The 25,401-nt window shown below is 71.4% G+C and carries 21 protein-coding genes; 10 read left to right on the forward strand and 11 right to left on the reverse strand.

The features are described from left to right. Position 1: 1 nt before the first annotated feature. On the reverse strand, positions 2-2,449 hold the full coding sequence (gene pcrA, locus FB471_RS14040) for a DNA helicase PcrA (RefSeq protein ID WP_141998531.1): 2,448 nt from the start codon (positions 2,447-2,449) through the stop codon (positions 2-4). A 253-nt stretch (positions 2,450-2,702) separates the two neighbouring features. On the opposite strand from pcrA, the gene FB471_RS14045 reads away from it, so the two are divergent. The 6 genes from FB471_RS14045 (at position 2,703) to FB471_RS14070 (ending at position 8,950) form a co-directional block, all read left to right on the forward strand. Continuing rightward, the gene (locus FB471_RS14045; protein WP_141998533.1) at positions 2,703-2,993 is read left to right on the forward strand and encodes a chorismate mutase; all 291 of its coding nucleotides are present in this window, start codon (positions 2,703-2,705) and stop codon (positions 2,991-2,993) included. Positions 2,994-3,070: 77 nt separating this feature from the next. Beyond that, positions 3,071-3,385, forward strand: coding sequence for a hypothetical protein (locus FB471_RS14050; RefSeq protein ID WP_211358030.1), 315 nt, complete (start codon positions 3,071-3,073; stop codon positions 3,383-3,385). A 266-nt stretch (positions 3,386-3,651) separates the two neighbouring features. Continuing rightward, positions 3,652-4,887, forward strand: a complete 1,236-nt coding sequence (locus FB471_RS14055; protein WP_141998535.1) for a hypothetical protein — start codon at positions 3,652-3,654, stop codon at positions 4,885-4,887. A gap of 261 nt (positions 4,888-5,148) precedes the next feature. Further along, entirely contained in the window at positions 5,149-6,009 is an 861-nt protein-coding gene (locus tag FB471_RS14060; RefSeq protein WP_141998537.1) for a hypothetical protein, read from the forward strand. A 233-nt stretch (positions 6,010-6,242) separates the two neighbouring features. Then, positions 6,243-7,847 carry a serine/threonine-protein kinase gene (locus FB471_RS14065; protein ID WP_141998539.1) on the forward strand — a complete coding sequence of 535 codons (1,605 nt, stop codon included), beginning with the start codon at positions 6,243-6,245 and terminating at the stop codon, positions 7,845-7,847. Positions 7,848-7,933: 86 nt separating this feature from the next. Beyond that, positions 7,934-8,950 carry a serine/threonine-protein kinase gene (locus FB471_RS14070; RefSeq protein WP_142001919.1) on the forward strand — a complete coding sequence of 339 codons (1,017 nt, stop codon included), beginning with the start codon at positions 7,934-7,936 and terminating at the stop codon, positions 8,948-8,950. A 168-nt stretch (positions 8,951-9,118) separates the two neighbouring features. Here the strand turns inward: FB471_RS14070 and FB471_RS14075 are convergent, their stop codons facing one another. Then, a complete protein-coding gene (locus FB471_RS14075) occupies positions 9,119-10,012 on the reverse strand; it encodes a LysR family transcriptional regulator (RefSeq protein ID WP_141998541.1) in 894 nt (297 codons plus the stop codon). A 122-nt stretch (positions 10,013-10,134) separates the two neighbouring features. Between FB471_RS14075 and FB471_RS14080 the strand changes: the two genes are divergently transcribed. After that, positions 10,135-11,073: a DMT family transporter gene (locus FB471_RS14080; protein WP_141998543.1), complete on the forward strand. Its 939-nt coding sequence runs from the start codon at positions 10,135-10,137 to the stop codon at positions 11,071-11,073. On the opposite strand, the gene FB471_RS14085 is transcribed toward FB471_RS14080, so the two are convergent. From FB471_RS14085 to FB471_RS14095, 3 genes are all read right to left on the reverse strand, one after another. After that, entirely contained in the window at positions 11,056-12,183 is a 1,128-nt protein-coding gene (locus FB471_RS14085; RefSeq protein WP_141998545.1) for a DUF2267 domain-containing protein, read from the reverse strand. The two genes, FB471_RS14080 and FB471_RS14085, sit on opposite strands and share 18 nt — an antisense overlap. 67 nt (positions 12,184-12,250) lie before the next feature. Beyond that, the gene (locus FB471_RS14090) at positions 12,251-12,940 is read right to left on the reverse strand and encodes a response regulator (protein ID WP_281287395.1); all 690 of its coding nucleotides are present in this window, start codon (positions 12,938-12,940) and stop codon (positions 12,251-12,253) included. Between the two features lie 21 nt (positions 12,941-12,961). Then, on the reverse strand, positions 12,962-14,365 hold the full coding sequence (locus FB471_RS14095; protein ID WP_141998547.1) for an ATP-binding protein: 1,404 nt from the start codon (positions 14,363-14,365) through the stop codon (positions 12,962-12,964). A 103-nt stretch (positions 14,366-14,468) separates the two neighbouring features. On the opposite strand from FB471_RS14095, the gene FB471_RS14100 reads away from it, so the two are divergent. Together FB471_RS14100 and FB471_RS14105 are read left to right on the forward strand one after the other, a co-directional pair. Next, positions 14,469-15,728 (forward strand): PspC domain-containing protein, encoded by a 1,260-nt coding sequence (locus tag FB471_RS14100; RefSeq protein ID WP_246076401.1) that lies wholly within the window; start codon positions 14,469-14,471, stop codon positions 15,726-15,728. Next, positions 15,721-15,936 (forward strand): hypothetical protein, encoded by a 216-nt coding sequence (locus tag FB471_RS14105; protein ID WP_211358032.1) that lies wholly within the window; start codon positions 15,721-15,723, stop codon positions 15,934-15,936. Before FB471_RS14100 ends, FB471_RS14105 begins: the two co-directional genes overlap by 8 nt. On the opposite strand, the gene FB471_RS14110 is transcribed toward FB471_RS14105, so the two are convergent. Genes FB471_RS14110 through guaA form a run of 3 tightly spaced genes read right to left on the reverse strand, consistent with a single transcriptional unit; the run spans position 15,933 to position 19,043 of the window. Next, complete coding sequence (locus FB471_RS14110) at positions 15,933-16,631, reverse strand: helix-turn-helix domain-containing protein (RefSeq protein WP_141998553.1); 699 nt, start codon at positions 16,629-16,631, stop codon at positions 15,933-15,935. The genes FB471_RS14105 and FB471_RS14110 overlap by 4 nt on opposite strands. Positions 16,632-16,675: 44 nt before the next feature. Next, on the reverse strand, positions 16,676-17,464 hold the full coding sequence (locus FB471_RS14115; protein ID WP_141998555.1) for an E3 ubiquitin ligase family protein: 789 nt from the start codon (positions 17,462-17,464) through the stop codon (positions 16,676-16,678). A gap of 28 nt (positions 17,465-17,492) precedes the next feature. Further along, a complete protein-coding gene (guaA, locus tag FB471_RS14120; protein WP_141998557.1) occupies positions 17,493-19,043 on the reverse strand; it encodes a glutamine-hydrolyzing GMP synthase in 1,551 nt (516 codons plus the stop codon). Between the two features lie 182 nt (positions 19,044-19,225). Here guaA and FB471_RS14125 point away from each other — a divergent pair, with 182 nt between their 5' ends. Next, on the forward strand, positions 19,226-20,671 hold the full coding sequence (locus tag FB471_RS14125; RefSeq protein WP_141998559.1) for an aldehyde dehydrogenase family protein: 1,446 nt from the start codon (positions 19,226-19,228) through the stop codon (positions 20,669-20,671). Here FB471_RS14125 and FB471_RS14130 read toward each other — a convergent pair. The 3 genes from FB471_RS14130 to guaB all read right to left on the reverse strand — a co-directional run bounded on the left by FB471_RS14130 (position 20,643) and on the right by guaB (position 25,366). Continuing rightward, positions 20,643-22,376: a GMC family oxidoreductase N-terminal domain-containing protein gene (locus tag FB471_RS14130; RefSeq protein WP_141998561.1), complete on the reverse strand. Its 1,734-nt coding sequence runs from the start codon at positions 22,374-22,376 to the stop codon at positions 20,643-20,645. The two genes, FB471_RS14125 and FB471_RS14130, sit on opposite strands and share 29 nt — an antisense overlap. A gap of 247 nt (positions 22,377-22,623) precedes the next feature. Then, a complete protein-coding gene (locus tag FB471_RS14135; protein WP_141998563.1) occupies positions 22,624-23,769 on the reverse strand; it encodes a GuaB3 family IMP dehydrogenase-related protein in 1,146 nt (381 codons plus the stop codon). Between the two features lie 79 nt (positions 23,770-23,848). Further along, positions 23,849-25,366 (reverse strand): IMP dehydrogenase, encoded by a 1,518-nt coding sequence (guaB, locus tag FB471_RS14140; protein ID WP_141998565.1) that lies wholly within the window; start codon positions 25,364-25,366, stop codon positions 23,849-23,851. Positions 25,367-25,401: the final 35 nt, after the last annotated feature.

Raw genomic sequence — 25,401 nt, forward strand, 5'->3', positions numbered from 1 at the left:
GTCACAGCTTGACCATGGGGACGCTGCCGATCAGCATCAGGCGCACCTTCCCGGAGGCACCGAAGTCGATGGTCGCGGTGGCGCGCGGGCCGGTGCCGTCCGTGGCGACCACCGTGCCCAGCCCGTACTTGTCGTGGCTGACCCGGTCTCCGACATCCAGCTTCATCGCCACGGTGTCCTTCCACCCCGTGAACGAGGTGGTGCGCATACCCCCCGCGGCGACCCCGGCCTGGGCGGAGTCGGCACCGAACCCGGAGCGGCGACCCCAGGTGGTCGCGGCGCGGGGCGAACCGGAGGAGCCGCCGGCGACCGGTTCCTCCCGCCGCCATTCCACGAGCTCGGCCGGGATCTCGTCGAGGAACCGCGAGGCCGGGTTGTTCATCGGCTGGCCCCATGCGGAGCGAACCAGTGCCCGGGACAGGTAGAGGCGCTGCCGTGCCCTGGTGATCGCCACATAGGCCAGCCTGCGCTCCTCGGCCAGTTCCTTCGGGTCGCCGAGGGCACGCAGGTGCGGGAAGATCCCGTCCTCCCAGCCGGTGCCGAACACCACCGGGTACTCCAGTCCCTTGGCGGTGTGCACCGTCATCAGGGTGACCACGCCGGCGTCCTCGTCGTCCGCGCCGTCCTCGCCGTCCTCGTCGTCGGCGCCGTCGGCCGCCGGGATGGAGTCGGCGTCGGCGACCAGCGACACCCGCTCCAGGAACGCGGGCAGCGACCCGGGTGCGGGTACCCCGGGCGCGGCGTCGGCCTCGTCCGCGACGGCGTCGGTGGTGTCGCCGTCCGCGTCCTCGGGCGGCGGCGCGCTCTCGGTGAACTCCCTGGCGACCGTGACCAGTTCGGTCAGGTTCTCCAGCCGGGAGGCGTCCTGCGGGTCGTCCGACTCCTCCAACTCCGTCCGGTAGCCGGTGCGGTCGAGCACCGCCTCCAGCACTTCGGCCACCTCGGCGCCCTCCGCGACCAGTTCGGCCAGCCCGTCGATCAGTTCGACGAACGCCGCGATGCACTTCTGTGAGCGGGAGTTGAGCAGCGGCAACCTGCCTGCGACCGCGTCCCGCAGCGCGGCGGCGAAGGAGATGCGCTCCCGCTCGGCGTGCGTGGCCACCACGGCCTCGGCCCGGTCGCCGATGCCCCGCTTCGGCACGTTCAGGATCCGCCGCAGGCTGACCGTGTCCTCGGGATTGGCCAGTACCCGCAGGTAGGCAAGGGAGTCGCGCACCTCGCGGCGCTCGTAGAAGCGCACCCCGCCGATCACCCGGTACGGCAGGCCGAGCCGGATGAAGATCTCCTCGAACACCCGCGACTGGTTGTTGGTCCGGTAGAAGACGGCGACGTCGGAGTAGTTCGCCTCACCCGCGTCGGCGAGCGCGTCGATCTCGTTCGCGACGAAGGCCGCCTCGTCGTGGTCGTTGTCCGCGACGTAGCCGACGATCTTCGTGCCGTCCCCCGCCTCGGTCCACAACCGCTTGTCCCGCCGGTTCGGGTTGCGCGCGATCACCGCGTTGGCCGCGGACAGGATGGTCTGCGTCGAGCGGTAGTTCTGCTCGAGCATGATGGTGCGCGCGCGCTGGAAGTCGCGCTCGAACTCCTCGATGTTGCGGATCGTGGCGCCGCGGAAGGCGTAGATCGACTGGTCCGCGTCGCCGACGACGCACAACTCGGCCGGCTCGACCCCGGACTCCGTCGGCTCGGTGCCCGCGAGCTCCCGTACCAGGGTGTACTGCGCGTGGTTGGTGTCCTGGTACTCGTCGACCAATATGTGGGTGAACCGCCTGCGATAGTGCTCGGCGACGTCGGGGAAGGCCTGCAGCAGCTCCACCGTGCGCATGATCAGGTCGTCGAAGTCGAAGGCGTTGGCCGCGGTGAGCCTGCGCTGGTACTCGGCATAGACCTCGGCGACGCGCCGCTCCAGGTCGTTCGCGGCCGCGGCGGCCGCCGCGGCGGCGTCCAGCAGCTCGTTCTTCAGGTTGGAGATGTGCACGGCCAGCGTGCGCGCCGGGTAGCGCTTCGCGTCCAGGTCGAGGTCCCTGGCGACCAGGGTGATGAGCCGCCGCGCGTCGTCGGCGTCGTAGATGGAGAAGTTCGAGGACATCTCGAGCGTCTTGGCCTCGCGGCGCAGCAGCCGTACGCACATCGAGTGAAACGTGGATACCCACATGGCATTCGCCCTGCGGCCGACCAGCTCGCTGACCCGCTCACGCATCTCGGCCGCGGCCTTGTTGGTGAAGGTGATGGCCATGACCTGCCCGGGATGCACCCCACGTTCGGCGAGCAGGTAGGCGATCCGCCTGGTCAGCACCCGGGTCTTACCGGACCCCGCGCCCGCGACCACCAGCAGCGGTGTGCCGGTGTGCTCGACCGCGGCCCGCTGGGCAGGGTTCAGGTCCCCGAGCGGCTCGGCGTGCCGGGTCTCGGTCGGGTTGTCGGCGGGGAGATCGAAGAGGGTGCTCATCAAGGGTCCACGCTACCCGGGGGCACCGACGGGGTTCGAAGGTTGGCACGAGTAGGGAAGTGGGAGTTGACCGGACCTGTGCCATACTCGGGGCATGCGCCACCACGCGTTCCGATTTTTCTACGGGATCCGGACTCCGGCTCCCGTGATCGCGTAGCGCACAGTCGCCATCACCAAGCCCCGGAGTCTCACGGACCCGGGGATTTCGGTGAACTCGGGGCCAGTGGGGGTCCGGACCAACCGGAGGTCGGAGATGAATACTCGAACCGAGAATGCGGACGGATCGACCGAGGTACCGCCCCCCGCGGAGGTCGATGCACTGCGCACGGAGATCGATCAACTGGACGCCGACATCCTGCGGCTGGTCAAACGCAGGGTGGAGGTGTCGAGGACGATCGGCGCGGCCCGAATGGCCGCGGGCGGCACCCGGATCGTCTACAACCGGGAGATGGACGTGCTCGCCCGCTACCGCGAACTCGGGCCGGAGGGCCGCCAGCTCGCGATGGCGCTGCTCAACCTCGGCCGCGGCCGGCTCGGTCGCTGAGCACCCGTTCCTGAACCGTCGGAAAACTCAGGGGGTTCCCGGAGTCGCGGCACGGCGATCGGGGGCACACTGGGGGTATGAACACGATCGTCAACCTGATCGCCGTGATCGTCGCCATCGCGAGCGTGCTCGCCGCGCTCGGACATGCCGGTTACCTGGGCATGCTCTACAGCGCGGCGAACAAGCGCGCCGGTGGGTCGCCCATCGCGCAGTACGTGCGGACCAGGTGGGCGCTCGCCGGCGGCACCGCCGCCGCCTCGCTGCTCGCCTGGCTGCTGACCATGGGCGGCCCGGCCCTGGACGTGCTCGCGATCCTGCTCGCGCTGGGTAGCGGCGCGGTCACCACCAAGGCGTTGCAGTCCACGCAGGCGCGGTACCGCAGCGGCGGCTGAGGGAGCACGGCCCGCGGCGTTCCCGCCGCTTACCCGTTTGGCTGCGCCCGTCGGAGTGAAACCGGGCCTCCCGTGCCACCAATCCGGACGAAGGCTCCTACCCTGATGCGGGTGAGGGACCACGGGTGCATGATGCGGTCGGCAAGTTGCCGTGCAAGTGCAGCGTGGCGTGCATATGCTCAGTGCACCAGCTGTTCCGTTGGTCCATTCGGCGGAACGACGCCCGGAATGCCATCAGCAGGCGCGAGGGGAGGGGTCCACCCAATATGAATGGCGGGGCCGAATCCACCGAGCATCGCGCACAACCCACCGCGCACGCGGGCAGGCATCGGAGGGAACGCACGGGTACCTGGACACCCGCCGTGCCCGCCCAGCACGGGGCGAGCAGGCACCGGGCCGCCGAGGACCCGCTGGAGGACTCGGTCAGCGGCTCGCTGCCGACGGGCGCCCGTCGCACCGGTGCCGAGCCCGGCTGCCGGGTCGGTTACCCCACCACCCGCGGCGAGCTCCCGATCGTCGTGCCGGAGCAGCCGACGGTGCCGACCGGCCCGGCACCGATATCCCCGGCGCCCCCGGTACCGCCGAACGGCGCCGGTCACGAGCCGCACCCCGCGGGCAGTGCCGGCACCGAGAACGAGGAACCCACGGTGCGCCGCAAGCGGGTCACCCTCACCCCGCGGCCGGAGGCGGAACCGGCCACGGATGAGGAGAGCCGGCTGTACATCGCGCCGCCCCCGGACGGTCTCAGCAAGTTCGACCTCGGTTCGGTGCCCGCATCGGTCACCCCGCCCCGGAGCTGGCGCAAGGCCGCCTGGTTCGCCACGGCCTCCTCCGGAGGCGTGGTCGTCGCGCTGCTGTTCGCCGGATCACTGCTGGTGAGCCAGCCCACCGAACCCCATTCGCAGGCCATCGACGGGTGGCCGAACTCCTCGGGCGGGCAGCCATCGGTCAGCGGGGAGGCGCCGGTCGACCGGGTCACCAGCACCGGTGGGACGCCGACCGGTACCGCCGAGGGCTCCGGCTCCCTCGGCAAGTCGCGCAGCGGACTCGCCGGCGCCGGATCGGGCGCCAGCTTCCCCGAGCACAGCACCGCCGCCTCGACCACGCGGACCACCACCCCCGCGCCCACCAGCACGCATGCCCCGATCAAACCGCCGGTCACCAGGGCACCGAAGAGCACGGCCGAACCACGGCACGTGGTGATGTTCTTCGACCCGGAGACCATGGGCAAGCGCTCCGAGGACTACCTCAACCTGGTCACCGAGGACGCCGCGCGGGCGCACCGGCTCACCACCGGCCCGCTCGCCACCGAGGGCCCGAACGGCCTGCAACGCCGGTACGCGGACATCGCGTACTTCGAGGTCAAGCAGGTCTACATCGACCCGAACCAGGGCTACACGATCAACACGGTCACCGTCACCCACCACGACGGGAGCAAGACCGGTCAGCAGCGAACGCTGGTCTTCGACGAGAGCAACAAGATCGAGAAGGACGCCCAGTAACGGCTCGAACGCATAGCGCGATAACACGTTCACCTGCTGTTGCAAGTGCAGAGAACACAACCTGTTGCACGTGCAGTGCGGCGAGTGGCGAAAGGTTGCGCTAGTCGGGTGACATGCGTTGCCGCTCGTCGTACTCCGACAGCACTCCACCGATAGAGACTGGTCGCGCCCGTCGCGACCAGGTTCGCTGATCGCCAGAGGTTCACAGCTTTGTCCTCGAGGCAACCAGCCAGACGACCCCGAAAACGAGGCGAACCGGTCGTGCGAGACGGGATACGCACCGGACGGCAGACCTACCCCGTCCGCGTCGACGACGTACTGTGCGCGGAGCTTCTCGATGACGAGATGGTCGACCGCGACCATCTCCGCCAGGCCCTCCGCGAACCGCGGCAGTACCTGCGGCACGTCCCGGCCAGGTCGAGCGCGGGGGAACGGCCGAGCGAGCAGCCACCGGTGCGGCCGGAGAGCACGCTGGCCCGGCGTTCCAAGCTGACCGCGTTGGTGCTGGCCGGTGCGTTGCTCTCCGGGTCGGTGGTGACCGCCTCGCTGCTCGCCGACGACCGCGAGACCCCGCGGCCGGATCGGCTGGAGATCACCGGGCCCGCCGCGCTCGGCGGGTTCGCGATGCCCGAGAGCGGGCGGACCGGGAGCGTCGGCGGCTCCGGCGGCGGGCCGGGACCGGAAACCAGCACCGCGACGACCACCGCGCGGGCAACCCAGCGCAGCGACCCCGCCAGCAGCACGGACACGGGCGCCACCGAAGCGCAGCCGACCGCGCAGCCGGAGGCCACCACGACCGCGCAGGCCAGCCCGCGCGCGGACCGGGTCGCCCTGGTCGAGGAGTTCTACCAGCGGGTACGCGAGAACCCCGTGGACGCGCTCGCCCTGCTCGACCCGCTCCTGACCGGCGACCAGCCGGACACGCTCGTACGGGCATGGAACTCGATGGGATCACTCACCGTGGAGAGCCTGCGTACCTTGGCCGACGGCTCGGTACGGGCGGTGATCACCGTGCCGCAACCGGGCGGCCAGCGGCTGCGGATCATCCAGCTGCTGGAGTTCACCACCGGTGCCACCCCGTTGATCAGCCAGGCGACCCTGCTGTCCGCCCAGCACGCCTGAACGGCCACGCGCCGGCCGGTCACGCGGTGCCGGTACCCTGCGCGGCACCGGCGAAGCGTGCCGCGTGCATGTGCACAGAGTGAACACCTAGCCTTGCACAGGTCAGTCTCGGCAAACCGGCACACAGGTGGCGAACATGTGCATACGCTCCAGCAAATACGGCGCGTGGCCTTCGCTGTCCTACGCTCCGCCCGTGCCCTGAAGACAATGACGGAGCCCCAGAAGGAGGCCGCGTGAGCGACGAGGGTCACCTGGTCGCCGGCCGATACCGCATCGTCCAGCGACTCGGTACCGGCGCGATGGGCGCCGTCTGGCAGGCCCAGGACGAGGTCCTGCACCGAACGGTCGCGATCAAGCAACTGTTGCTGCAGCCGGGGCTGGACGAGGACGAGGCCGAGGACGCGCGGCAGCGCACGATGCGGGAAGGACGGATCGCCGCCCGCCTGCACCACCCGAACGCGATCACCGTGTTCGACGTGGTCACCGACGACCACGGCCAACCCTGCCTGATCATGGAGTACCTGGCCTCCACCAGCCTGGCCGCCGTACTGCAGGAGCAGACCCTGCCGCCGGTCGAGGTCGCCAGCATCGGCGCGCAGGTGGCGGCCGCGCTGACCGAGGCGCACTCCTACGGGATCGTGCACCGGGACATCAAGCCGGGCAACATCCTGCTCGCCGGCAACGGCACCGTGAAGATCACCGACTTCGGCATCTCCCGGGCCAAGGACGACGTCACCGTGACCAAGACCGGCATGATCGCCGGCACCCCCGCCTACCTGGCACCGGAGGTCGCCATCGGCGGCGACCCCGGGCCGGAGTCGGACGTGTTCTCCCTCGGCTCCACGCTGTACGCGGCCACCGAGGGCCAGCCGCCGTTCGGGCTCAGCGAGAACACCCTCGGCCTGCTGCACGCCGTCGCGGCCGGGCAGATCAACCCGCCGCGCCAGTCCGGGCCGCTGGCCAGCGTGCTCGCCGTACTGCTGCACCCGGAGATCGAGCACCGGCCGACCGCGGAGGAGTGCGAGGAGCTGCTCGCCGCCGTGGCCCGCGGGGAAACCCCGCTCGGTGGTCCCGCCGGTGCCGCGGGCGCGACCGCCATCGCCCCGGCCCTCGGCGCCGCGGCGCTCGGCGCGGGCGCCGCCGGGGCGATGGCGGCCGAGGACGACCTGCCCTCCGCCCACTCCGGCACGCTCGGCGACGCCGGGCAGGACTTCTACGACGACCTGCCGGACGAGGGCTACGCGCCCGCGAGTGGCTTCCCCGAGCAGGACTACGACTCCTACGGGGCGCAGGGCCCGGACGCCACCCGTGCGGTCCCGGCCGGTGCCTACGAGGACTACGCCCGCTATGAGGACGCCTACGAGGACCCGTACGAGGACGAGTACCGGGACTACGAGGGTGACTACGACGCCCGTGCGGTACCGCCCGAGGACCCCGAGGAAGAGGAGCGGGGCAACTGGAAACTACCCGCCGCGATCGGCGCGATCGTGGTCGCCGGGCTGGTCGCGCTCGGCGTGTGGCTGTTCAGCGGGCCGAAGGGTAATGACGAGGCGGATCAGAACCCGGTGCAGCCGCCCGCGGACACCACCAGTTCCGCGCCGGTGACCACGACCACATCGGCGGAGCCCACCACCACCGAGGCGACCGAGGAACCGGAACCGACCGGCGAGAACCGTCCGCCGCGGCGGACGCGGAACAACCCGCCGCCACCGCCGGACGACCCGCCGGAGCCGACAGAACCGCCGGAACCAACTACGACCACCACGACGACCGCGAGCGAAACGACGACCACGTCGTCCGACGAGCCCGACCCGACAACGACGGAGGAAGCAGGCTGACCCTCGGCGGCGCTCGGCTCAGCCGAACTCCGTAAACCCGTTAGGCTGAAAGGAAGTTCTTGACTGCCAGCGGAGATGAGGGCCTTGTGACGCCGGAAGGCACGCTCGTCAGTGGACGGTACCGCCTGGATCAGCCGATCGGTCGGGGCCGCGCGGGGATCGTGTGGCTCGCCTTCGACACGCGATTGCACCGGACCGTCGCGGCGAAGCGACTGTTCGTGCGGCCCGACCTCGATCCCACGGCCACGGAGCAGGCAAGGCAGGTCGTCCTGCAGGAGGGCAAGGACGCCATCCGGGTCGTGCATGCCTGCGCCATCACCGTGCACGACGCGCTGCGCGAGGGCGACGACGTCTGGCTGATCATGGAGTACGTCCCGTCCAGGAACATGGCGGACTTCCTCGCCGAGCACGGCACGCTGGCCCCGGAACAGGCCGCGGCGCTGGGCATTCAGCTCGGCTCGGCACTGGCCGCCGCGCACGCGGTCGGGGTGCCGCACCGGGTGCTGGAACCGAGCAACGTGCTGCTCGCCGACGACGGCGGGGTCAAGATCACCGACATCGGCATCTCGGACGCCGCCCCCGACCCTGCCTACCGCGCGCCGGAGGTGGCCAGAGGTGAGCCGGCCACCGCGGCCGCCGACGCGTTCTCCCTCGGCGCGACCCTGTTCGCCGCGGTCGAGGGAACCCCACCGTTCGGCGCGGACGGCAAGGGCGAGCAGGCCGCACCGCACCGGACTGGACCGCTCACCGGCGCGCTGCTCAAGCTGTTGCGCACCGAGCCGGACCTGCGACCGACGATGAACGACACGGTCAAGGCACTGGGCGCGATCACCCAGGGCCAGCAGACCGCGTTCGTGCCACCGACCGCACCGCCGATGCCGACCGTGCCGGTGATGCGCGCCCCGCGGCAGGCGCAACCCGCCGCGCGGGCGCCAGCGGCCGCACCGGCACCGCAGCCACCGCCGCCCCCGGTTCGTCCGGGTCAACCGGCGCCCGCGCCGACCCGGACTCGCCCGAACTCCCGGAACTGGATCATCGCCGCGATCGCCATCGTGCTCGCCGTGGCGATCGGGGTGCTGTTCGCCGAGCTCGTGCTGGTCTAGGGCCGGGTACAGCTAGGACGGTGCCTGCACACGGTGACGCGGGGGCGCGCTCGGGGCCGAAGGCCTCGCGAACGCGGCTGCGGGCCGCCTGCTTGCTCGAGGTGCGGGGTGTTCGAGAGCCACGGCCCGCATACGGGTTCGTCGACCGCGCGCCTTCGTAAACACAGCCTAGGAACCCGGGCTCATCGCATCCAGCAGGGTGGTGACGGCCGGCTGCTCCCGCGCGTGCGTGGCGAGCACGGCGTGGATCGGCCGCACCGGCTGCGGGTTGCGCAGCCGGCTCAGCACCACCCCGGGATGCGGGGAACCGAGCGCGAGTGCCGGGATCGCGGTCACGCCGAGTCCGGCCGCCACGAACCCCTGCGAGGTCTGGTAGTCCTCCGCCTCGACTCCGAAGTTCGGCGTGAACCCGGCCGCCCCGCAGGCTTCCAGCAGGATCTCCCGGCACGGTCCGGGCGTCGGCCACTCGTTGCCGATCCAGGACTCTTCGGCGAGGTCGGCCAGGTCCAGCACCCGCTTGCCGGCCAGCCGGTGCCCCTTCGGCAGCACCGCACGGTACGGATCGTCCAGCAGATGCACGAACTCCAGGTTCCGGTTACGCCGGTTGCCACCCGCGGACACCACGATCGCCACATCGGCCTTCCCGGTGGCGACCATCGGCAGCGGGTCGTCCGGTTCGAACAACCGCAGGTCGAGTCGGATCCCCGGGTACTCGCGGCGGACCGCGGCGACGGCGGGTGGCACCAGCGCCGCGCCCGCGGTGGCGAAGTACCGGATCGCCAGCCTGCCGGTACGGCCGGCCTTCAACTCGGCGAGCGCCGACTCCGCCCTGCCCAACTGCGCGCTGACCAGCTCGGCGTGTTCGGACAGCAGCGTACCCGCCGCGGTGGGCCGAACACCCCGGCCGACGCGTTCCAGCAGGACCGTGCCGGCCTCTCGCTCCAGGGTGGACAGTTGCTGGCTGACCGCGGAGGGGGTGTATCCGAGATTGCGCGCGGCGGCCGTGATCGAGCCGCTGGTGACCACCGCCCGCAACACCAGCATCCGCCGCACGTCCAGCATCCCCTCATCTTACAGTTCTGCTGAAATCACTCTGCACGAAATGTCGCTTGTCCTTACGTCTCGCACTCGCCAGTGTCGTAGGCGGCAGTCCGGCGGGTCACGGGGAGAACCGGGGGGTTGGGGTGGGTGAAGGCAAGACGCTGCTGCGGATGGGCGTGCTCGCGCTGATGTGGGGATCGAGCTTCTTCTGGATCAAGCTCGGGCTGAACGCCTTCTCCCCGGTTCAGCTGGTACTGATCCGGCTCGTGCTCGGCGCGGCCGTGCTGCTGGTGCTGTGCTACGGCTACCGGGCCCGGTTACCCCGGGGCGGTCGGGTGTGGTTACACCTGGGGGTGGCGGCACTGTTCCACAACGCGGTGCCCTTCCTGCTGTTCGCGATCGGCGAGCAGACCGTGGACTCCGGCACCACCGGGGTGCTGAACGCGACGACACCGTTGTGGGCGCTGGTGGTCGCCTTGTTGTGGCGCGTCGACCGCGGGCTGAACGCGGCCAGGGTCGCCGGCCTCGTGGTCGGCCTGGCCGGCACGGCGCTGATCTTCGCCCCGTGGCGGTCCAGTGACCTGCTGAGCTGGGGCTCGGTGGCGATCCTCGCGGGCGCGATGAGTTACGGCTTCGTGTTCGTCTACGAGCAGCGGTTCCTCACCGGCTCGGGGGCCTCCCCGGTCGCGCTGGCCGGATCGCAGATGCTGGCCGCGAGCGGGTTCCTGCTGCTGGCGACGCCCTTCGCCGGGCTGAGCCCGATCCGGCTGGATCCCGGCGCGGTGCTCGCGGTGGTGGTACTGGGGGTGTTCTCCACCGGGATCGCGTTCGCGGTGAACTACCGGCTGCTGGCCACCGAGGGCGCGGTGGCCGCGGCGACGGTCGGCTACCTGATGCCGGTGGTGTCCATCCTGCTCGGCACGCTGCTGCTGAACGAGCACCTGAACCCCCGGGTGGTGGCCGGCATGGTGGTGGTCCTGCTCGGGGTCGCGCTCACCCGGGTACGCCGGAACCGGGCCGGTGGGCGGGCGGAGCCGGACCGCGGCGCGGAGCTTCGGCAGGAGTCAGGAACCCTCCCCTGACTCTCCGGACTCCTCGGCCTCCCGTGCCTCCTTGGCGCGTTCCCTGCGCTGCCGCTCGCGCCGGCTGTAGGTGGCCTGCAACACCGCGTCCTCCGACTCGAAGCTGGAGCCGAGCGCGCCTGCGACGGTGCCCATGGAACTGGCCAGCCACACCAGGCCAAGGTAGTCGGTCAACCCGGCCGGATGCCCCAGCCTGGTCGCCAGGTAGTCGCTCGAGATGACGGTGACGGCGGCCAGCAAGGTCAGCGCGAACAGCACGACGTACATGCAGCTCACCCCGATCACCAGGGTGAGGATCGAGGCGAGGTTGTACAGCACGGCCTCCCGCCGGGAGTCGAGGTGTCGCGGGCGCTCCCACAGGCCGTTGTGCACGATCATCCAGACGACCATCGCCGTCACCGCGAAGACGCTGATCACCGCGAGTCGTCCCGCGCTGAGCGCGTCGGCCATCGACCAGATCGTCGGGAAGAACACGCCGAAGGCCGCGGTGGCCCCCGCGGCCGCGATGGCGCCGGACAGGCTGGGCACCAGGCGCCACGGCCGGTTGTCCCGCACCAGCCCGAACAGCAGCCGCAGCCGGCCGCGCAGCCCGACCAGGGTCAGCGCGGCGTCCAGCTGCTCGTCCGGGGACTCCACCCTGCGTACCGCCGACATCCGTTCCAGCGGCCTGCGCAGGCCGCGCTGCGCGGCCCCGGCGGGGCGACCGTACTCGGACAGTTCCTCCACCAGCACCGCGAGCGTCCGCAGGGTATGCGCGCGCAGCCGCAGCCAGCCGATCGCGGGCAACGCGGCCAGCGCGACCCGGTGCCGGGTGCTGAGGTCCGCGATCACCGGTCGCTCCCGCAGCCGGCGCGGCAGGTCGGTGAGGCAGATCATCAGGTCCCAGCCCTCGGTGGAACGTTTCTCCCTGGCGTGCTCGACGATCGGGATGCGGTTGTTCTCGTCCAGGATGAGCGGTTCGGAGACCACCCGAACCTCCCAGCACACCCGGTCGCCGATCCGTTCGGCCAGCGCGGCGGGCAGTTCCTCGGACAGCCGGTGGGCCAGCTCGGTCGGCAGCCCCGGGTCGGCGAGCAGCCCGATGACACAGCTCGTGCCCGTGGTCGCCATGATGTGTCTCCCCTCCGGTCCCGGCTACCGGAGGCAGGGCTACCCCGTTCGGCGCCCTGGCAATCCGCTAGACCAGCCTGCGGTCGGAGGCCCAGCGGGAGAGCTCGTAGCGGTTGGAGAGCTGGGTCTTGCGCAACACGCTGGATACGTGTGTCTCCACGGTCTTCACCGAGATGAACAGCTCGGAGGCGATCTCCTTGTAGGCGTACCCGCGGGCCAGCAGGCGCAGCACGTCCCGCTCGCGCGGGGTGAGCAGGTCCAGCTCGGGATCGCTGATCGGCGCCGAGCCCGGGCGGTCGGCGAAGGCGTCCAGCACGAACCCCGCCAGCCGCGGGGAGAACACCGCGTCGCCCTCGGAGACCCGGACCACCGCGCGCACCAGTTCCTTGGAGGAGATCGTCTTGGTGACGTAGCCGCGGGCCCCCGCGCGGATCACCGCGATCACGTCCTCCGCCGCGTCGGAGACCGACAGCGCGAGGAACACCACGTCCGGCAGGTCGGGACGCGCCCTGCGGAGCACCTCGGCCCCGCCACCGTCCGGCATGTGCACATCGAGCAGCACCACCTGCGGCCGCGCCCTGGCGATCCCGGCCACCGCCTCGGCGACCGACCCGGCCTCACCGACCACCTCCACCTCGTCGGTGATCGACTCCAGCTCGGCGCGGACCCCGGCGCGGAACAGCGCGTGGTCGTCCACCAGGAAGACCTTCACCGGGCCCCCGGTGTGCACCTGCTCCGTGCTCTCGTTCTCCGTCACGACACTCCTCACCCGTCTCGGCTAGCTCGACGCCGCCGATGCCGCGGCGGAGGACTTGCCCGCCTTCAGCGGCATCTCCAGCTGCACCTCGGTGCCCTCCCCCTGCGCGGTGCGCAACCGGCAGCTTCCACCGTTGCGCTCCATCCTGCCCCGGATCGAGTCCGCGAGACCATGCCGGTCCGCGGGGACGAGATCCGGGTCGAAACCCTTGCCGCGGTCGCGCACGAACACGGTCACCGAGCCGGGCTCCACCTCGGCGTACACGCTGACCTCGTCCACCCCGGCGTGCTTGGCCGCGTTCACGATGGCCTCCCTGGCGGCCTGTACCAGCGCACCCAGCGCCACATCCAGGTCGGCCTCGCCGACCACGACCTGCTGCACCGACACGGCGAAGGTGTCCTCCACCTCGCCGCAGGCCTGGGCCAGTGCGGCGGAGAACTGGCCGTCGTGCGTGTCCTGGGTGCCGGAGCCGCCCCGGTCGGACGGCCGGCCGTAGCCGGAGGGGCCGTACAGCCAGCCGCGCAGCTCCCGTTCCTGACCGCGGGCCAGCCTGGCCACCTCCCGCGGCGAGTCCGACTGCTTCTGGATCAGCGCCAGCGTCTGCAGCACCGAGTCGTGCAGGTGGGCGGCGATCTCCGCGCGTTCCTCGGTGCGGATCCTGGCCCTGCGCTCCTCGCCGAGGTCGCCGACCAGCCGTAGCCAGAACGGTACGGTGAGCACCGCGACACCGACCAGGGTCGCCAGCACGGCGATCAGGGCGAACTGGATCTGGTCCAGGCTGCCGGTGCGCAGCACCACCACCCCGATGCCGGTCACCACCAGTGCCACGCCCGCGCACACCCGGATCGCGGCCGACCAGCCGCCGCCCCCGACCACGACATCGGTCACCCCGGACTTGGCGCCGTCCCGCCAGCGGCGACGCTGCGACTCGTCGGCCTCCCGCCAGACCACGGCGGCGCCGACGATCACCACGGCTACCGGGATGGCCGCCCAGCCGCTGAACACGCCCGCGATCGCGCCGCTGGCCACGGCCAGCCCGACGCCGAGGGCGAGCAGCCCGAACGCCTGCTGCCGCTCCCGCGACTTGTTCCCCGGCCCCGCGGTGTCCTTGGTGTCCCGCTCGTGCGGCGTCTGTGCGACGAACACCCAGAGCAGGCCGTAGGCGAGCAGGCCGGCGCCGCCCAGCCCGGCCAGCAGGGCGAAAGCCGCCCGCACCCAGAGCACCCGCACGCCGAGGTGGTCGGCGAGCCCGCTGGCGACCCCGGCCAGGGCACGACCGGACCGGCGCCGGTACATGGTGGCGGGTCCGGCAGGCTCGGCGGGCAGCGCCGGTCCGGCGGAGACGGCGGGCACGGTACCGCCGCCGGTCGCCTGCCGCCCGTCCTCCCCGTGCTGCCGGGTGACCTGTTCCTGCACGTTAACCATGGTCACACGGCCGGAGCGGCTTTTCATCAGGGAAAGCCCCGATCCGCAACCTCAGGGGTCTTCCCCGATGTGCCCCGCGGGCCGAACGCGCATCCTGGGCGGTATGAGTGGCGCGACAGCAACGAATGCGTCGGGTCCGCCTTCCGGCGGGTTCGAACACACGGTGAAGGACTTCTGGGCGAGCAGGCCACGGCGCCCGCATCGCGGGCGGAAGGTCGCCGGGGTGGCCGCTGCCGTCGGCAACAGGTACGGCGTCGATCCGGTCGTGGTGCGGGTCGCGTTGGTCACCGCCACCGTCTTCGGCGGTTCCGGCGTCCTGCTCTACCTGCTCGGCTGGCTGTTCTTCCCGGACGAGAGCGACGAGGTCGCGCCAGCCGAGGGGCTGCTCGGGCGCGGGCACAGCTCGACGTCCAAGGGGTTGACCGTGGTGCTGTGCGTGGCGGTGTTCCTCAGCGCGAGCTGGGCGCTGACCGGAACCGGCTGGCTGGACGGCGGCGGGCTGATCGGGCTGGCGCTGCTGGTCGCCGCGGTCTACCTGCTGCACCGCGGCCGGGGACACCTGCGCCGGCCGGTCGCCGCCCTCGCGTACCAGGAGGGTCCGGGCGGCACGGCGTTCGCCGTACCGCTGTCCGCGCAGGCCACCGCACCCGGTTGGGACCCGCTCGGCGCCGCGCCACTGGCCTGGGACCTGCCCGATCCGAACCCCGAGCCCCCGCGACCCACCGAGCCGGCCGAGCCACCCGAGCCGCGCGGGCGGAAGTCCAGGATCGGGGTGGCCACCTTCGGGCTCACGCTGATCGTGGGTGCGGTCGGCGCCACGCTGGCCGCCAACGAGGGCGGCTGGTTCACCCCGGCGCACGTGCTCGGGCTGATGCTGGGCGTACTCGGGATCGGGATGGTCACCGGGGCGTTCGTCCACGGCGGCCGGGGCCTGGTCTGGCTGGCGGTCCCGCTTTCCATCGCGGGTCTGCTGCTGACCTCGTTACCGAACGACCCGTTCCGCGGCAGCTTCGGCCCGATCAAGGCCACTCCGACCACCGCCGAGGCGGTGCTTCCGGAGTACCGGACGTCCGTGGGCACGATCGACCTCGACCTGCGGCAGCTACCGGCCGACGCCGAGGTGAGCACCACGGTGGCCACCGGCGCCGGAACCGGCACCGTGTACGTACCGGCGGACGCGGACGTCACCTACACCTGCTCCACCACGGCAGGCTCGGCCAACTGCCTCGGCAGCGAGCGCAGCGGCCTGGACACCGGCCCGGTCGAGGGCGAAGACCTCGGCGATGACGGCGGTCCCGGCGGTGCGAACATCACCCTGGACGTGAGTTCCTCGGTGGGAAGTGTGGAGGTGCTCCGTGGCTGAGTTCGAGACCGACAACCGCGCCGCCCGGCGCGGGGTGGACTGGTCCACCCTGATCGCGGGGATCGCCACCCTGCTGGTCTCCGGCTACGTCCTTTCCGACGGGGCGAGCTGGCTACCCGCCGCGGACCTGCGCTGGGTGCTGGCCGGGGGCGCGGTGCTGGTCGGCGTGCTGATGCTGGTGTCCTCGCTGCGCGGCAGGGGACGTTAGGGCGTGGCGCCGGCGGCGAACTCGAAGTTGCCGGGGCCCACCGCGTTCTCCAGGGTCCGGTAGGCGGCCGCGGGATCGTCGTGCGGCCCGGGGACATAGACCGGTACGCCCTCCTTGCCGAACCCGATCGGGCCCGGACCGGTCCACGGCCCCAGATGCTCGGCGGCCGCCGCGAACTCCTCGTGCGGCTCGAAACCGAGTCCCCGCGCGTACTCCACCGCGCCGAACACCAGGTGCTGGGCCAGCTCCAGCGGCGCCCGCACCGGTTCGGCCGCGAAGTTCTCGAAGAAGGCGTCGACGAACGCGGGCAGCGCGTGCTGGTCCATCTCCCGCGCCGGGATCACGTTCTTCACGCCGAGGCAGTAGACGTCGACCAGGAAGCCGCAGGCGGAGACCCGGTGGCGCCGCAGGGTACGAGCCACCAGTACGCCGACCAGTCCGGTGGTCCCCCCTGCGGGGGTCCCGTCCGGCCAGTCCGGCCGGGGCTCGAAGGTCAGCCCTTCCTGCCAGCCGGGGCTGACCCAGCAGCCGGCGACCTCGCGTTCGCCGATCGGCGTCTCGTCCTGCGCCGCGAGCCGCCGCACGACCGGCACCACCCTGGCTCTCGGAACCCCGAGGGCGTGGGCGATCTCCTTCGGCGAGCTGCCGTTCGCGCGCAACGCGCGCACCTGCTCGGTGAGTTCCGCTTCGTCCATGGCGGCATCATGTCAGGCCGCCGTGCCGGGTGACCGCCCGCCGGTCAGCCGATCAGGTCGGCGACGATCAGGGCCAGCCCGGCCAGGGTGGCGACGATGACACCGACGGCGAGGAACCGGTGCCGGGTGACCCGGTCGTCCCGCAACTCCTCCTCGGTGCGAGTGGAGACGATGAAGTGCCCCTCGCCCTCCGGCTTGGCGATCACCAGCGGGCCGATCCTGTCGTGCACCTCGCCGAGGACGTACAGCCTGCGGCCGGGGCGGATGACCCACTCCTTGTAGTCGAAGCCGATGGTGGAACCGTTGTTGCCGCCGGTGACGAAGTCCGGCAGCCGGAAGCCGAACACCTCCACCGAACCCGATCCACCGTGGTGCGGCTCGAACCGGTTCACGGTCTGCTCGGTCCCGTCCGGACCGGTGCCGTTCGGGTCCACGCCGATGGTCCTGCCCTGCTCGTCGATCAGGGCGTAGCCCTCGTGGGAGGTGTGCTCGGCGACCTTCTCGGTGCGCTTGCGGCGGTAGCGCTTGCCGTCGCGGTACTCGACCGTCTCGTACTGCCGGTCGATCCGGTAGCGGTACCAGACGCACTCGGTCTTGCTGACCTCCGAGGTCAGCAGCCCTTCGGGGCGGGGATGGGCCGCGCCGACCACCTCGGCGACCTTGCGGAAGCCGCCGCTCGCGCCGAGTTCGTCGGACACCTTCCGCAGGTCCTCGAGCTGCGGAATCGTCAGCGTCTCGGTGCCGATCATCGCGTGCAGCTCGCTCTTGGTGTGTCGCATGAAGAAGAAACCCGCCACCGCCGCGACGACCAGCAGGACACCGACGATCCACATTGTTGTGCTCCCCCAGACGGGCTCGTTCCTACTCCCACTCGATGGTGCCCGGCGGCTTGCTGGTGACATCCAGCGCCACCCGGTTCACCTCGCTCACCTCGTTGGTGATCCGGGTCGAGATACGCTCGAGCACGTCGTAGGGTAGCCGGGTCCAGTCCGCCGTCATGGCATCTTCACTGGAAACGGGGCGCAGCACCACCGGGTGACCGTAGGTGCGGCCGTCACCCTGCACGCCGACACTGCGCACCTCGGCGAGCAACACCACGGGACACTGCCAGATGTCGCTGTCCAGGCCGGCGGAGGTGAGTTCCTCGCGGGCGATCGCGTCCGCGGCGCGCAGCGTCTCCAGCCGGTTCGCGGTGACCTCGCCGATGATCCGGATGCCGAGCCCCGGCCCGGGGAACGGTTGGCGGTGCACGATGGTCTCCGGTAGACCCAGTTCGAGGCCGACCCGGCGGACCTCGTCCTTGAACAGCAGCCGCAGCGGCTCGACCAGGTCGAACTGCAGGTCCTCGGGCAGGCCGCCGACGTTGTGGTGGCTCTTGATGTTGGCCGCGCCGGTGCCACCGCCGGACTCCACCACGTCCGGGTAGAGGGTGCCCTGCACCAGGAAGCGGTAGTCGCCCCTGGCCTTGAGGTCGCGTTCGGCCTGCTCGAAGACCCGGATGAACTCCCTGCCGATGATCTTGCGTTTCTCCTCGGGGTCGCTGACCCCGGCCAGCGCGTCCAGGAACCGCTCCCGCGCGTCCACGGTCACCAGGTTGACCCCGGTGGCCGCCACGAAGTCGCGCTCGACCTGGGTGCGCTCCCCTGCCCTCAGCAGCCCGTGGTCGACGAACACGCAGGTCAGCCGGTCGCCGATGGCACGCTGCACCAGCGCGGCCGCCACCGCGGAGTCGACCCCGCCGGACAGGCCGCAGATGGCGTGCGCCTCGCCGACCCGCGCCCTGATCGCGGCCACCTGGTCGTCCACGATGGACGCGGTGGTCCACTGCGGACGGATGCCCGCGATGTCCCGCAGGAACCGGCGCAGTACCTCCTGGCCGTGCGGGGAGTGCGCGACCTCCGGGTGGTACTGCACGCCCGCGAAGCGGCGGGCGGTGTCCTCGAACCCGGCGACCGGGGACACGTCGGTGGTCGCCGTGACGACCGCGCCCTCGGGCGGTGTGGTCACGCTGTCCCCGTGGCTCATCCACACCGGGTGCCTGCCGGGCAGCTCGCGGTGCAGCACCCCGCCCGTGCCGCTGATCTGCACCTCGGTCCGGCCGTACTCGCGGCCGCCGGTGTGCTCGACGTCCCCGCCGAGCGCGCGGATGAGCAGTTGGTGCCCGTAACAGATGCCGAACACCGGCACCCCCGCCTCGACCAGGGCAGGGTCCATGGCCGGGGCACCTTCGGCGTACACGCTGGCCGGCCCGCCGGAGAGGATGATCGCCGCCGGGTCCCTTGCCAGCAGCTCCGCCGCGGTGGCGGTATGCGGGACGACCTCGGAATACACCTGCGCCTCGCGAACGCGGCGCGCGATCAGCTGCGCGTACTGCGCCCCGAAGTCGACCACCAGCACGGGGCCTTGTGCCACCGCGGACCTCCTGTCTCGTGCGAACGGGTGACACCATCGTCGCAGGTCCGCTCCGGACACATGAACGAGAGTTCCGATGGGTTGTCGCGCGCTGTGTACGCGACCGCGATAGCGCGCAGATCAGCCGGTAAGAGGCGCGGGGCGTTCATGCGCACGCCACTCGCGCCGAATACCGTGCTGGTATGGACACCATCACACCCGAACCGCGTGCCGCCTGGATCGCCGGCCGTGCCGAGCAGGGGGCGGACACGCTGGTCGTCACCCACCCGTTCGACGGCAGCGAGGTGGCCACCGTGGCCGTACCCGGTCAGGAGCAGGTCGAGCGCGCCGTGGAAGGTGCCGTCTCGGCCGCCACCCGGTTGCGCCGCCTGCCCGCGCACCGGCGGGCGGAGGCACTGGAGCACGTCTCGCGCGGGCTGGCCGCCCGTGCCGAGGAGATCGCGGAGATCATCACGGCGGAGAACGGCAAACCGCTGCGGTGGGCCGAAGCCGAGGTGACGCGCGCGGTGTCGGTGTTCCGGATCGCGGCCGAGGAGGCACGACGTTTCGCGGGCGAACTGCAGCGCCTGGACACCGACCCGGCCGGCGAGGGCAGGATGGCGCTGGTGCGGCGGGTGCCCCGCGGCCCGGTGCTCGGGATCGCCCCGTTCAACTTCCCGCTCAACCTGGTCGCCCACAAGGTGGCCCCCGCGCTGGCGGTGGGGGCGCCGATCATCGTCAAGCCCGCCCCGCGCACCCCGCTGTCGGCGCTGGTGCTCGGCGAACTGCTCGCCGAGACCGATCTGCCGGAGGGTGCGTTCTCCGTGCTGCCGGTCGAGCTCGAGGCCACCACCGCACTGGTCACCGACCCGCGGTTGCCGGTGGTGTCGTTCACCGGTTCCGGGCCGGTGGGCTGGTCGCTGATGGACCGTGCCCCGCGCAAGCACGTGGTGCTGGAGCTGGGTGGCAACGCGGCGGCCGTGGTACTCGGTGACTGGCCGGACCTGGACGGGGCCGCGCAGCGGATCGCCACCTTCGGCAACTACCAGGCCGGCCAGTCCTGTATCGCGGTGCAGCGGGTGATCGTGGAACGCTCGATCTCCGAGGAGTTCCTGCCGAAACTGCTGGACGCCGTGCGGGCACAGCGCACCGGCGACCCCTACGACGCCGAGGTGTCCGTGGGGCCGGTGGTGGACGAGGCCACGGCGGAACGAATCGTGTCCTGGGTGGACGAGGCCGTGACGGCCGGGGCCACCGTGCTGGCCGGCGGTGGCCGGGACGGGGCGACCGTGGAGCCGACCCTGCTCACCGGGGTGCCCTCCTCCGCGAAGGTGTGGGCCGAGGAGGTGTTCGGCCCGGTGCTCGCGGTGAGCGTGGTGGACGACGCGGACCAGGCCTTCGCCGCGGTGAACGCCTCCGCCTTCGGCCTGCAGGCCGGGGTCTTCACCACCGACGTGCGGCTGGCGTTCCGCGCCTCGGCCGAGCTCGAGGTCGGCGGCGTGGTGATCGGCGACGTGCCGTCCTACCGGGCCGACCAGATGCCCTACGGCGGGGTGAAGCGTTCCGGCGCCGGCCGGGAGGGTGTGCTGCCCGCGATGCGGGACCTGACCGAGGAGCGGGTCACGGTGCTGGCCGGGATCGAGTTGTGACCTCCGCGATCGGCAGCCGCAGCGCGCCGGGCGCCTCGGCCGGCACGGCCGGCTGCCGCGGCGGGACCGGATCCAACCGCCGGTAACCCTCGCCCTGCGCCGGGCGGGGGTCGTCCTCCCCCTTGTTCGGCCACAGCGCGAAGGCACGTTCGGCCTGCGCGGTGATGGTCAGCGAGGGGTTCACCCCGAGGTTCGCGGTGATGGCCGCGCCGTCCACCACGGACAGGTTCGGGTAGTTGAACACCCGGTGGTACGGGTCGATCACGCCCTGCCCGGCGTCGGTCGCGATCGGGGCACCACCGATGAAGTGCGCGGTGAGCGGGATGTTGAAGATCTCGCCCCACGTACCGCCCGCGACACCGTCGATGTGCTCGGCGGTGCGCAGGTTGGCCTCGTGCCCGGCGGCGATGAAGGTGGGGTTCGGCTCGCCGTGGCCCTGCTTGGAGGTGTACCGGCGGCCGAACCAGCCGCGCCTGGTGTAGGTGGTGATCGAGTTGTCCAGGCTCTGCATCACCAGCAGGATCATGGTCCGCTCGCTCCACCGGTAGCCGTTCAGCAGCCGGGCGGTCTGCACCGGGTGCCGGAACATGAACCGCAGCGCCTGCAACCAGCGAGGGGTCTGCGCGGCGCCGTCGGTGGCGATGGTCTGCAACATGCTCATCGCGTTGCTGCCCTTGCCGTAGCGGACCGGTTCGATGTGTGTGATCTCGTCCGGGTGGATGGACGAGGTGATCGCGACGCCGGTGCTGAAGTCCCGCTCGGGGTCCACGGTGAACCGGCCGGAGCCGATGATCGCCTCGGAGTTGGTGCGGGTGAGCTCGCCCAGCCGTGGGGAGAGGCGGGGCAACGCGCCGGTGTCACGCATCCGGTGCAGCAGGGTCTGGGTACCCCAGGTGCCGGCGGCCAGCACGACCTGGCCCGCGGTGAGGGTGTGCGTGAAGTGTCGGGAGGTGGTGCCGGTCTTGCGGATGTCCACCTCGAAGGCGGTGTCTCCGCGTGGGCGCAGCGCGGCCACCGTGGTCAGCGGGATGATCTTCGCGCCGAGCCGCTCGGCCAGGTACAGGTAGTTCTTCATCAGGGTGTTCTTCGCCCCGACCCGGCAGCCGGTCATGCAGGCTCCGCACTCGGTGCAGCCGGTGCGGGCGGGCCCGGCGCCACCGAAGTAGGGATCCTCGACCCGCTCCCCCGGCGGCCCGAAGTACACGCCGACGGGGGTGGGGTGGTAGGAGTCGGCCACACCCATATCGGCGGCGACCTTGCGCATCACGTGGTCGGCGGGAGTGACACTCGGGTTGGTGACCACGCCGAGCATCCGGGTCGCCTGGTCGTAGTGCGACTCGAGCTCGGACCGCCAGTCGGTGATGTGCGCCCACTGGCGGTCGGTGTAGAACGGCTCGAGCGGCCGGTAGAGCGTGTTGGCGTAGACCAGCGATCCGCCGCCGACCCCGGCACCGGCCAGGATCATCACGTCCTTGAGCAGGTGGATCCGCTGGATGCCGTAGCAACCGAGGCGCGGCGCCCAGAGGTAGTTGCGCAGGTCCCATGAGGTCTTGGCGAACTCGTCGTCGGCGAAGCGGCGGCCCGCCTCGATCACCGCGACCCGGTATCCCTTCTCGGTGAGCCGGAGCGCGGCGACGCTGCCACCGAACCCGGAGCCCACCACGATGACGTCGTAGTCATACTCGGTGGTGTTACGCGCAGTCACAGGTAAAGCGTAACCCGCCGACCCCCGCCTGACCAGTAGTAAGTTACCCGCCAGTTCACCCGCCCCCGAAGTGCGTTTAGCGGGCTAACCGTAGCCAGCGCGGCGCCCGACGGTGCGTTTAGCGGGCTAACCGTAGTCCCCGGGCGCGGGCGAGCCGCTCAGCGTGACGTGCGGGGGCGTGCGGAGATGAGGGGCGAGGCGTGCCCCGGGAAGTGCGTTTAGCGGGCTAACCGTAGTGCGCGGGCGGTCAGCCGCGGAGGTTGAGACCGACCTTCTGGAACTCCTTGAGATCGGAGTAGCCGGTCTTGGCCAGCGCGCGCCGCAGTGCGCCGAACAGGTTGACCGCGCCCTCGGCATCCGAGGAGGACCCGTACAACAGCGTCTTCAGATCGACGGAGTGCTCGGCGCCGGGGGCGACCTGCGAGCGGGGCAGCGAGGGATGCGCGGCGGCCGCCGTCCAGTACAGCCCCTGGCCGGGGGCCTCGGTGGCGGCGGTCAACGGCGCGCCGAGCATCACCGCGTCGGCACCGCAGGCGATGGCCTTGGCGATGTCCCCGGAGAACTGCATGCCGCCGTCCGCGAGCACATGCACGTAGCGCCCGCCGGTCTCGTCCAGGTAGTCGCGACGCGCGGCCGCCGCGTCGATGACCGCGGTGGCCATCGGCACGCCGATGCCGAGCACCCGGTCGGTGCTGGTCACGCCCGGGGTGTAGCCGTGCCCGACGATCACACCCGCCGCGCCGGTGCGCATCAGGTGCATGGCGGTGCGGTAGTCACTGACCCCGCCCGCGATCACCGGCACCTCAAGATCGGAGATGAACTCCTTGAGGTTCAGCGGCTCGCCGTCCTCGCCCCCGTCCGGCCCCACGTGCTCGGCGGACACGATGGTGCCCTGCACGACGAGGATCTCCACCCCGGCCGCGAGCAGGTCGGGGGTGAGCTCGGCGGCATGCTGCGGGCTGACCCTGGCAGCCACCGTGACCCCGGACTCGCGCACGGTGCGGATCGCCTCGCTGAGCAGGTCCATCCTGATCGGCGCGGAATGCAGCTCCTGCAGCAGGCGGACCAGCTCACCCGGGTCCTCCGCCTCCCGCGCGGTCCGTACGAGGCGGTGCAGCACCTCCTCCGTGTTCGCCTGCCGCGCCCACAGGCCCTCGGCGTTCAGCACACCGAGCCCGCCGAGCTCACCGAAGGCCACCGCCGTGCCAGGAGACACCACGGCGTCGGTCGGGTGGGTCACCAGCGGCAACTCGAAGCGGTAGGCGTCGATCTGCCACGAGGTGGACACCACCTTCGACGAGCGCGTACGCCGGGAGGGCACGATCTCGACGTCGTCGAAGCCGTACGCCCGCCGCGCGGTGCGTCCCATGCCGATCTCGACCAGGTCCCGCACGTGAAGTCCCCTCTCGCCGCCGTGCTACCGGACCGGGCCACGGTAGCCACCTCGCCCTCCGCGCCGGGCACCGGCCCGGTCAGCGGGTGGTGTAGTTCGGAGCCTCCACGGTCATCGTGATGTCGTGCGGGTGGCTCTCCTTCAGACCGGCCGCGGTGATCCGGACGAGCTGCGCATCCTGCAACTCGGCGATGCTGGTCGCACCCGCGTAACCCATTCCCGAGCGCAGCCCGCCGACGAGCTGGTGCACCACGTTGGCCAGCGGCCCCCGGAACGGGATCCGGCCCTCGATGCCCTCCGGCACCAGCTTGTCCTCGGACAGCACGTCGTCCTGCGCGTAGCGGTCCTTGGAGTACGACTTCACCTCGCCACGGGACTGCATCGCACCCAGCGAGCCCATTCCCCGATAGGTCTTGAACTGCTTGCCGTTGACCAGGATCAGATCGCCCGGCGCCTCGGCGGTCCCGGCGAGCAGGCTGCCGAGCATCACCGCGGAGGCGCCCGCGGCGAGCGCCTTGGCGATGTCCCCGGAGTACTGGATACCGCCGTCGCCGATCACCGGTACCCCCGCCGGCCGGCAGGCCTGGTCCGCCTCGTAGATCGCGGAGATCTGCGGAACACCGACCCCGGCGACGATCCGGGTGGTGCAGATCGAGCCCGGCCCGACGCCGACCTTGACCCCGTCCGCTCCCGCGTCCACCAGCGCCTGTGCCCCGGCCCTGGTCGCGATGTTGCCGCCGACCACGTCCACCGTGTCGCCGAGTTCCTTCTTCAACGTGGCGACGGTGTCCACCACGGCCCGCGAGTGCCCGTGCGCGGTGTCCACCATCAGCACGTCCACCCCGGCGTCGGCCAGCGCCATCGCCCGCTGATGCCCGTCCGCGCCGACACCGACCGCGGCACCGACCAGCAGCCTGCCGTCGGTGTCCTTGGTGGCGTTCGGGTATTGCTCGGTCTTGACGAAGTCCTTGACGGTGATCAGACCGCGCAACTTGCCCGCGCCGTCGACGATCGGCAGCTTCTCGATCTTGTGCCTGCGGAGCAGGCCGAGCGCCGCGTCCGCGGTCACCCCGACCTGGGCGGTGACCAGTGGTGCCGGGGTCATCACCTCGTGCACCGGCTTGCTGTGGTCCACCTCGAAGCGCATGTCCCGGTTGGTGATGATGCCCACAAGGGTGCCCGCGGCGTCGGTGACCGGAACCCCGGAGATGCGGAACCGCGCGCACAGCGCGTCCACCTCGGCCAGCGTGTCCTCCGGTGAGCAGGTCACCGGGTCGGTCACCATCCCGGCCTCGGACCGCTTGACCACCTCGACCGCCTGCGCCTGCTCCTCGATCGGCAGGTTGCGCTGCAGCACACCCATGCCGCCCTGGCGCGCCATGGCGATCGCCATCCGCGCCTCGGTGACCGTGTCCATGGCCGCGGACAGCAAGGGGACACCCAACCGCACGTTGCGGGACAGCCGGGTGCTGGTGTCCACCGAACTCGGCAGCACATCCGATTCCGCGGGCAGCAGCAACACGTCGTCGAAGGTCAGTCCGACCATGGCGAACTTGTCCGGGGCTACGGCGCGGGCGGTGGAGAACTCGCTCGTCATGGCTGGCGGTCGGCCTTCCTCGGCGTGGGAGCAGT

Origin of the sequence: Amycolatopsis cihanbeyliensis, from assembly GCF_006715045.1 — a bacterium.
GTDB classification, from domain to species: domain Bacteria; phylum Actinomycetota; class Actinomycetes; order Mycobacteriales; family Pseudonocardiaceae; genus Amycolatopsis; species Amycolatopsis cihanbeyliensis.

Bases quoted from the DNA above. Each gene is read 5' to 3' on its own strand.
- pcrA (WP_141998531.1), bottom strand. From the start codon at position 2,449: ATGAGCACCCTCTTCGATCTCCCCGCCGACAACCCGACCGAGACCCGG.
- FB471_RS14045 (WP_141998533.1), top strand. From the start codon at position 2,703: ATGAATACTCGAACCGAGAATGCGGACGGATCGACCGAGGTACCGCCC.
- FB471_RS14050 (WP_211358030.1), top strand. From the start codon at position 3,071: ATGAACACGATCGTCAACCTGATCGCCGTGATCGTCGCCATCGCGAGC.
- FB471_RS14055 (WP_141998535.1), top strand. From the start codon at position 3,652: ATGAATGGCGGGGCCGAATCCACCGAGCATCGCGCACAACCCACCGCG.
- FB471_RS14075 (WP_141998541.1), bottom strand. From the start codon at position 10,012: ATGCTGGACGTGCGGCGGATGCTGGTGTTGCGGGCGGTGGTCACCAGC.
- FB471_RS14085 (WP_141998545.1), bottom strand. From the start codon at position 12,183: ATGGCGACCACGGGCACGAGCTGTGTCATCGGGCTGCTCGCCGACCCG.
- FB471_RS14095 (WP_141998547.1), bottom strand. From the start codon at position 14,365: ATGGTTAACGTGCAGGAACAGGTCACCCGGCAGCACGGGGAGGACGGG.
- FB471_RS14100 (WP_246076401.1), top strand. From the start codon at position 14,469: ATGAGTGGCGCGACAGCAACGAATGCGTCGGGTCCGCCTTCCGGCGGG.
- FB471_RS14110 (WP_141998553.1), bottom strand. From the start codon at position 16,631: ATGGACGAAGCGGAACTCACCGAGCAGGTGCGCGCGTTGCGCGCGAAC.
- FB471_RS14115 (WP_141998555.1), bottom strand. From the start codon at position 17,464: ATGTGGATCGTCGGTGTCCTGCTGGTCGTCGCGGCGGTGGCGGGTTTC.
- FB471_RS14125 (WP_141998559.1), top strand. From the start codon at position 19,226: ATGGACACCATCACACCCGAACCGCGTGCCGCCTGGATCGCCGGCCGT.
- guaB (WP_141998565.1), bottom strand. From the start codon at position 25,366: ATGACGAGCGAGTTCTCCACCGCCCGCGCCGTAGCCCCGGACAAGTTC.